The organism is Staphylococcus sp. GDY8P57P (assembly GCF_017892585.1).
GTDB lineage: Bacteria > Bacillota > Bacilli > Staphylococcales > Staphylococcaceae > Staphylococcus > Staphylococcus borealis.
Genome location: NZ_JAESLK010000074.1, coordinates 893 through 1,228 on the forward strand (window position 1 = coordinate 893; position 336 = coordinate 1,228).

Sequence of the window (336 nt, forward strand, 5' to 3'; positions counted from 1 at the left end):
ATAAAATTTATAAACTAATTTATTTTTATAGCAACCACATTTTTGGTTGCTTTTGTTTTGATTTTGAATTTGGTTTTGAACTATGAGTGGCTAGCATTTTGCCACTCATTTTTTGCGTAAGCAAAAACATAAAGGGTATGGGAATATTCCCATCAAGCCGGCGTGCTAGAACGAAGTGGATAGCAAAGCCAGTGCTTGCCAAACCACATTATTACTTGAACTTTTGTTGATTATCCTATAATCTACAAATATAGAAAGTAATATATTTCGAAGAAACGTGGTGGGATTGAATGAGTGAACATGATAATAATTTGGCTAGCGATTTGTCTGTTGGGG